Source organism: Actinotalea ferrariae CF5-4 (assembly GCF_000603945.1).
GTDB lineage: Bacteria > Actinomycetota > Actinomycetes > Actinomycetales > Cellulomonadaceae > Actinotalea > Actinotalea ferrariae.
Window position 1 is genome coordinate 1 of sequence record NZ_AXCW01000224.1, and the last position, 7,051, is coordinate 7,051.

A 7,051-nucleotide genomic window follows, 5' to 3' on the forward strand; every position below is an offset into this window, starting at 1 on the left:
CTCGACGGCGTCGGCCGGCCGCAGCGCCGCCAGCGGTGCGACGCGCGTCGCGGCCCGGGCGGGGGAGAGGGCCGCCGTGAGCGTCACCGCCGTCCCCACGGCGAGCGGCACGAGGACCGCCGCGGGCGTCACGGTGATGACGCCGGGCAGCGGTACGCCGAAGCCTGCCACGCCCACCACCGACAGCGTGGCCTGCGTGAGCGCGAGCCCCGCGACGACGCCGACGACGGAGGCACCCACGCCGAGCAGCGCGGCCTCCGTGAGCACCGAGCGGCGCACCTGGCCGCGGTCCGCCCCGACGCACCGCAGGAGTGCGAGCGTGCGGGTCCGCTGCGCGACGAGCACCTGGAAGGTGTTGGCGATGACCAGGGCGGCCACGAGCAGGGCGACGGCGGCGAACGCGAGGACGACGGCGGTCAGGGCGTCCTCGCCGCCGCTCAGCTCGGACACCGTCGCGGCGGCCTGCTCGGACTTCGTCCGGACGACGACGTCGGGGCCGGCCTGGGCGAGGGCCGTCGCCACGGCTCCGGGGTCCGACCCGTCCTCGACGACGACGACGGCCGTGCGGACGCCGGGGACCTCGCCCTGGGCCTCCTCGGCGAGCCAGCGCCGCGCGTCGGCCGGGTCGACGACCACCGCCCCGGAGGAGCCGGTGAAGCCGCCGGTCGGGTCCTCGAGGAGGCCCGTGACCCGGACCTCCTCGAGGACGGTGGTCCACGTCCCGTCGGCCTCCGCTGCCCCGTCGGCCGCTGCGCCGGCCGCCGGCTCGCCGACGGCCGGCGTCCAGACGTCGCGCGCCAGCGTCACGGTGCCGCCGACCTCCACCTGCAGGCGCTCGGCGAGCGCCACGGGCAGGGCGACGTCGCCAGGCGTGTCGGGCAGGCCGCCCTCGACGACGCTCTGCACCTCCAGGCGCGGGTGCGACGCCCGCGTGGTGGCCTCCGGGTACACGTCGGCGGCGGGGCTGCTGAGCCGGACCCACAGCGGTGTCCGGCCGTCGACGGCCTCGACCCCCGGCACGGCGGCGAGGCGGGCGACGTCGTCGTCCGTGAGGGCGGACGCGCCGTCCGCGGTGACGACGAGGTCGGCGTCGGCGTACCCGGCCGCGACGGCGTCGTACGTGGTGCGCGTCATCACCGCGCCGGCCACCAGCGTGGCCGCGACGAAGCCGGTCCCGATGGCGATGGCGATCCCGGCGGCGACGAGGCGGGCCAGGCTCCGGCGCATCTGCGCCAGCGTCAGGCGGAGCATCAGCGCACCGCCGCGTCGTCGAGGGGACGCAGGGCGTCCAGGCTGGCCAGCACGGCGTCGGGGGTCGGGTCCGAGATGTCGCCCGCGATCCGCCCGTCGGCCAGCAGCACGACGCGGTCGGCGTAGGCCGCCGCCGTGGGGTCGTGAGTCACCATGATCACGGTGCTGCCGAGCTCGCGGACCGACCGGCGCAGGAAGCTGAGCACCTGGGCGCCCGCGCGGGAGTCCAGGTTGCCCGTCGGCTCGTCGGCGAAGACCACCTCCGGCCGGTGGACCAGGGCGCGGGCGATCGCGACCCGCTGCTGCTGACCGCCGGAGAGCTCGGCGGGCCGGTGGGTGAGCCGGTCGCGCAGGCCCAGGACGTCGACGAGCGTGTCGACCCAGTCCTGGTCCACGCGCGCCCCTGCGAGCTCCAGCGGCAGCAGGACGTTCTGCTCCGCGGTGAACATCGGCAGGAGGTTGAAGGACTGGAAGACGAAGCCGATGCGGTCCCGGCGCAGGTGGGTCAGGTCGCGGTCCCCGAGGCCGGTGAGCTCCGTCGGCCCGAGGTGCACGGTGCCGGAGGTCGCGGTGTCCAGGCCGGCCAGCAGGTGCATGAGGGTGGACTTCCCGGAGCCGGACGGTCCCATGATCGCCGTGAAGGCGCCCCGTGCCACGTCCACGTCCACGCCGTCCAGCGCGCGGACCGCGGCCTCGCCCGTCCCGTAGACCTTGGTCAGGGACCGTGCGCGCACGGCGACCCGCTCGCCCGGCGACGTGTCCGCGACGCGGTCGGCGGGTGTCGCCCCGGCGGGTCCTGCGGGGGGCGGCGCGAGGAGGCGGGCGTCGCCGTCCGGGCCGGTGGTGGTGGTGCGGGACGGGTGGGTCACGGTGGTCGCTCCTCGGTCGTGGCGGTACGCCTCGACGCTAGGGATGCGATACCGGTGGCCGCGTCCGGCACCGGCATGGTCCCGGTGGCGGCTCCGTCCACCCGGGGGCGGACGCCGCGCGGTGCGGCGCGCTCCCGGGGTCGGAGGCTCAGGCCCCCGGGCGGACGAGTCCGCTCTCGTACGCCGCGACGACCGCCTGGACGCGGTCACGCACCGCGAGCTTGGCCAGCACCCGGCCGACGTGGGTCTTCACCGTCGCCTCGGCGACGAAGAGGTCGCCGGCGATCTCGGTGTTCGACCGGCCGCGCGCCATGAGGACGAGCACCTCGCGCTCGCGGTCCGTGAGGTCCGCGAGCCCCGGGTGCGGCGCCGCGGCGTCGTCGGGCAGGGCCGTCACGAGGTGCTCGAGCAGGCGACGGGTCGACGACGGCGCGATGACGGCGTCACCGGCGTGGACGGTCCGGATCGCCCCGAGCATCTCCTCCGGCGGCGCGTCCTTGAGCAGGAACCCGCTGGCCCCGGCCTTGATGGCGCTCAGGACGTACTCGTCCAGGTCGAAGGTGGTCAGGACGATGACCTTCACCGGCTCGGGCGTGACGTCGCCGACGGTGAGGCGGGCGGTGGCCTCGAGGCCGTCCACGTGCGGCATGCGCACGTCCATGAGGACGACGTCCACGGGCACGACGGCGAGCCGGCGGAGCGCCTCGGCGCCGTCCCCGGCCTCGACGACCACCTCGAGGTCCGGCTGGGAGTCGATGACCATCCGGAACCCGGCTCGCACGAGCTGCTGGTCGTCGACCAGGGCCACGCGGACGGGGCCGGGCTGCTCGACGACGGGGTCGGAAGGGGTGGTCACGCGGACGCCTCCTGGCGGGCCGGAACGGGGATCTCGGCGCGGACACGGTAGCCGCCGCCGGGGCGGGGCCCGACGGCGAGGGTCCCGGAGAGCATGGCCGCCCTCTCGCGCATGCCGACGACGCCCTGCCCGGCGCCGTCGGTGGCGGCCGCGGCGCCGCGACCGTCGTCGGTGACCTCCAGGACGAGCGAGCCCTCCCGCCACTGCAGCAGCACCGTGACGGTGACGTCCGGGCCCGCGTGCTTGAGGACGTTCGTCAGCGACTCCTGGGCGATCCGGTACACCGTCAGGCCGGTCCCGGGGGGCAGGGGCCGGGGCGTGCCCAGCCGCGCGAGCGACACGTCGGCACCGCTCGCGCGGACCTGCCGGACGAGGTGCGCGATGTCGTCCACGCCGGGCTGCGGCGCCAGCTCGGGACGTCGATCGGGCGACGCGACCGAGCCGGGCGCGTCGGCGCCGGAGCGCAGCACCCCGAGGAGCCGGCGCATGTCACCGAGCGCGGCCCGTCCGGTCTCGGCGATCGTCGTCAGGGAGCGCTGCGCCGCCGTCGGGTCCTGCTCCGCGGCGTAGCGGCCGCCGTCGGCCTGGGCGATGATCACCGACAGCGAGTGGGCGACGATGTCGTGCATCTCGCGCGCGATGCGGGCCCGCTCCGCCGCCGTGGCGATCTGCGCCTGCTGGTCCCGCTCGACCTCCAGCCGCGCCGCGCGGTCCACGAGGGCGTCGATGCTCTGGCGGCGGGCGCGGCGGACCAGCCCGTACGCGAACACGGTCGAGGACGTCAGCAGCACGATGAAGGACACGATCGCCGCGGCCGTGACGTCCTGGACGAACGGTCCGAGGTCCGCCACGAGCACGAGTCCCACGAGACCGGCGCCGACGATCGTGCCGCCGAAGGCCGTGCGGTACGCCCAGACCGGGCCGTGCACCGTGACGGAGTACAGGGCGAGCAGCACGAGCAGGTCGGCCGGGAAGACGACGAACAGGCCCAGCAGCAGGTGCACGAGCGCCGCGGTGAAGACGACGGCGGCGGAGAGCGCGGGCCGGACCCGCCGCCACGCGACGGCGACGCTCATCACGACGCCGGAGGCGATCGCGACCGGGCGCTGGTCGAGGACGCCCAGCATCCCGGCCGAGGCCGGGACGACGACGAGCAGGAGGCCGGCGGCCGTGAGGGCGTCGACGGCGAGGCGGTGCTCCTCGTCCCACGCCGAGACGCGTTCCCACCAGCGCATGGACGCCAGCGTAGGCGGCGTGCCGCGATCACCACGTCCGCCCGGGGTCGGACGTGTGGCGGCCCGCGGCTGCGACGTCGGGGGGAGGCGCTCCGGCTGCGGCGTGGTCGGTCGTCCGGCGGGTGCGCTGTGGCAGCATGAGCGCATGACGCACGTTCTCTTGGCGGAGGATGACCCGGCCATTGCCGAGCCCTTGGCGCGCGCGCTGGGCCGGGAGGGTTACGACGTCGTCGTGCAAGGCACGGGTCAAGGGGCGATCGACGCGGCGCCGCAGGCCGATGTCGTGATCCTCGACCTGGGCCTGCCGGACATGGACGGTCTCGACGTCGCCCGGTGGATCCGCAGCCAGGGGCTCAGCACGCCGGTGCTCGTCCTCACCGCGCGGGCCGACGAGGTGGACCTCGTCGTCGGGCTCGACGCCGGCGCGGACGACTACGTCACCAAGCCGTTCCGCCTGGCCGAGCTGCTCGCGCGGGTCCGCGCGCTGCTGCGCCGGACGAACGCGGACGGCGAGGACGACGAGGAGCTCGTGGCGCAGGACGTGCGGATGGACCTCGCGGCGCACCGGGCCTTCCAGGCCGACCACGAGCTCCACCTCACGGCCAAGGAGTTCGACCTGCTGCGCGTGCTGGTCAAGGACGCCGGGTCCGTCGTCGCCCGCGACACCCTGATGCGGCAGGTGTGGGACTCGGACCCGACCGGCTCCACGAAGACCCTCGACATGCACGTGTCCTGGCTGCGCCGGAAGCTCGGCGACGACGCGAACGCCCCGCGGTACATCTCGACCGTGCGGGGCATGGGCTTCCGGTTCGAGACCGGCCGAGGCTGACGGCGCGCTGAGGTGCGGCGTCGCGTCGTCCAGGCCACCGTCGCGGCCGTCACCGTGGCGGTCGTGCTGCTGGGCATCCCGCTGGCGTTCTTCAGCGCGCAGCTCGTGCGCGACGGCGAGCTCCGCGACCTGGAGCAGCGCGCCGTGAACCTCGCCCGCGGCGTCGAGAACCGGCTGGTCGCCGACCGCGAGATCAGCGAGGACCTGCTCGAGTTCTACGTCGGTGGTGACGAGCGCGGCAGCCTGCCCGCCTCGGTGTCCGTCGTGACACCTGCCGGCGAGCGCTTCCGCGCGGGGGAGCCGATCGAGGGCCGCGCCTACCCGGAGGTCGAGTACACCGAGTCCGGTGCCGTCGTCCTGCTCTCCCTGTCCTACTGGGACGTGTTCTGGCGCACGGCCCGCGCGGTGGCGCTCGTCGTCGTGGCGTCGGTCGTGGCCGTGGCGGCGGGGGTCTCGGTGGCGCTCTGGCAGGCACGCCGCCTCGCCGCCCCGCTGGTCTACCTCGCCGCGAGCGCCGAGCAGCTCGGCGCCGGCCAGGTGCGACCGCGGCTCGAGCCGTCCGGGGTGGAGGAGATCGACCTCGTGGCCGCCGAGCTCGCGCGCTCGGCGGACCGGATGGCCGGCCGGCTCGCCGCCGAGCGCCAGTTCGCCGCCGACGCGTCCCACCAGCTGCGCACGCCCCTGACGGCGCTGTCGATGCGCCTGGAGGAGATCACCACCGCGACGGAGAAGGAGGAGGTCCGCGAGGAGGCCCGGATCTCCCTGGAGCAGGTCGAGCGGCTCGTCACCGTGGTGGACGACCTGCTGGCGCGCTCGCGCCGGGCCCAGGGCGGTACCACCGAGGCGGTGCACCTCCTGGACGTGGTGCACCAGCAGGAGGAGGAGTGGGCGCGCGCGTTCCGCACCGCGGGTCGCCGGCTGGCCGTGGAGGTCCCCGACGACGTCGCCGTGCTCGCCACGCCGGGGGCGCTGGCCCAGGTCATCGCGACCCTCCTGGAGAACTCGCTCGTCCACGGCGACGGCACGACGACGGTGCGGTCGCGCCCCGGCACCCAGGGCGCCGTCGTCGTGGAGGTCGCCGACGAGGGCCCGGGGGTGCCGGACGAGATCGCCCCGCGCATCTTCGAGCGCGAGGTCACGTCCGGACGCGGCACCGGGCTCGGCCTGGATGTCGCCCGGGACCTCGTGGCGGCCGACGGCGGGCGACTGGAGCTCGCGCAGCGGCGGCCCCCGGTCTTCGCGGTCTTCCTCTCCGGCGTGCCCCGCACCCTCGACCCCAACGTGGTGCTGCCCCGCGGTGCCCTGGTCCCGAGCGGCTCGCGACGCCGGCGGCGACGCACGAGCTGACCGCGTCGGCCTGCACCGTCGGGTCCGCACCGAGGTCCGGCCGGCGCCGCGAGGGCCTCAGGCCCGCGCGTGGTCCCCGTCCGCGAGGGCAGCCGGGACGTCGTGCGGCGCGGGGACGACGTGCCCGTGTGCCGCCGGGGCCGACCCGTCCGGCGGCCGCGTCGTCGTCGGCGTCGTGCCGGTGAAGACGAGTCGCCGGTAGGCGACGTACCGGAAGGCCGTGCCGAGGACGAGCCCCACGACGTTGGCGGCGATGTTGTCGGCCAGCGGCGAGGTCAGACCCAGCACGTAGTGGGAGAAGGCCAGGCAGGCCACCGCGACGAGCATCCCGCCGACGTTGACGACCCCGAACACGACGAGCTCGCGGCGTGGCGACGCGGTGCGCCGGGTCGAGAACGTCCAGTACCGGTTGCCCAGCCACGCCACGAGGGTGGCGACGGCGACGGAGAGCACCTTGGCGGTGATCGGCCGGTCCTCCAGGAGGCCGCCGGGCCCGTAGCGCAGGAGGTTGAACACGCCGACGTCGACGACGTAGGCGACCGCGCCCACGGAGCCGAAGCGCGCCAGCTCCAGGGCCCGGGTCCTCATGGAGACACCGTAGGGCGCACCCGCCGCCCCGGCACCGCGACCACCCCAGCCCACCACCAGCCCACCAGCCCCCCAG

Annotated in this window: 7 protein-coding genes; 2 read left to right on the plus strand and 5 right to left on the minus strand. The window is 75.8% G+C overall.

The genetic code is table 11. The annotated features are described in order from the left end of the window. The 4 genes from N866_RS14930 to N866_RS14945 form a co-directional block, all read right to left on the minus strand. A partial coding sequence (locus tag N866_RS14930) for an ABC transporter permease (protein ID WP_034227818.1) occupies positions 1-1,251 on the minus strand: 1,251 nt, incomplete at its 3' end. Beyond that, on the minus strand, positions 1,251-2,120 hold the full coding sequence (locus N866_RS14935) for an ABC transporter ATP-binding protein (RefSeq protein ID WP_081802688.1): 870 nt from the start codon (positions 2,118-2,120) through the stop codon (positions 1,251-1,253). The genes N866_RS14930 and N866_RS14935, both read right to left, overlap by 1 nt. Before the next feature lie 148 nt (positions 2,121-2,268). Next, the gene (locus N866_RS14940) at positions 2,269-2,976 is read right to left on the minus strand and encodes a response regulator (protein ID WP_052023109.1); all 708 of its coding nucleotides are present in this window, start codon (positions 2,974-2,976) and stop codon (positions 2,269-2,271) included. Then, positions 2,973-4,211, minus strand: coding sequence for a sensor histidine kinase (locus N866_RS14945; protein ID WP_034227820.1), 1,239 nt, complete (start codon positions 4,209-4,211; stop codon positions 2,973-2,975). Before N866_RS14945 ends, N866_RS14940 begins: the two co-directional genes overlap by 4 nt. 145 nt (positions 4,212-4,356) lie before the next feature. On the opposite strand from N866_RS14945, the gene N866_RS14950 reads away from it, so the two are divergent. Both N866_RS14950 and N866_RS14955 read left to right on the plus strand, forming a co-directional pair. Next, positions 4,357-5,040, plus strand: coding sequence for a response regulator transcription factor (locus N866_RS14950; protein ID WP_034227828.1), 684 nt, complete (start codon positions 4,357-4,359; stop codon positions 5,038-5,040). 12 nt (positions 5,041-5,052) lie between these two features. Then, positions 5,053-6,387 carry an ATP-binding protein gene (locus N866_RS14955; RefSeq protein ID WP_034227822.1) on the plus strand — a complete coding sequence of 445 codons (1,335 nt, stop codon included), beginning with the start codon at positions 5,053-5,055 and terminating at the stop codon, positions 6,385-6,387. A 57-nt stretch (positions 6,388-6,444) separates the two neighbouring features. Here N866_RS14955 and N866_RS14960 read toward each other — a convergent pair whose 3' ends face one another. Next, entirely contained in the window at positions 6,445-6,975 is a 531-nt protein-coding gene (locus N866_RS14960; RefSeq protein ID WP_081802689.1) for a GtrA family protein, read from the minus strand. Positions 6,976-7,051: the final 76 nt, after the last annotated feature.

What these genes read in the sequence shown, in the direction of transcription:
- N866_RS14960 (WP_081802689.1), bottom strand. Translation starts at nt 6,975, where the DNA reads ATGAGGACCCGGGCCCTGGAGCTGGCGCGCTTCGGCTCCGTGGGCGCG.
- N866_RS14950 (WP_034227828.1), top strand. Translation starts at nt 4,357, where the DNA reads ATGACGCACGTTCTCTTGGCGGAGGATGACCCGGCCATTGCCGAGCCC.
- N866_RS14945 (WP_034227820.1), bottom strand. Translation starts at nt 4,211, where the DNA reads ATGCGCTGGTGGGAACGCGTCTCGGCGTGGGACGAGGAGCACCGCCTC.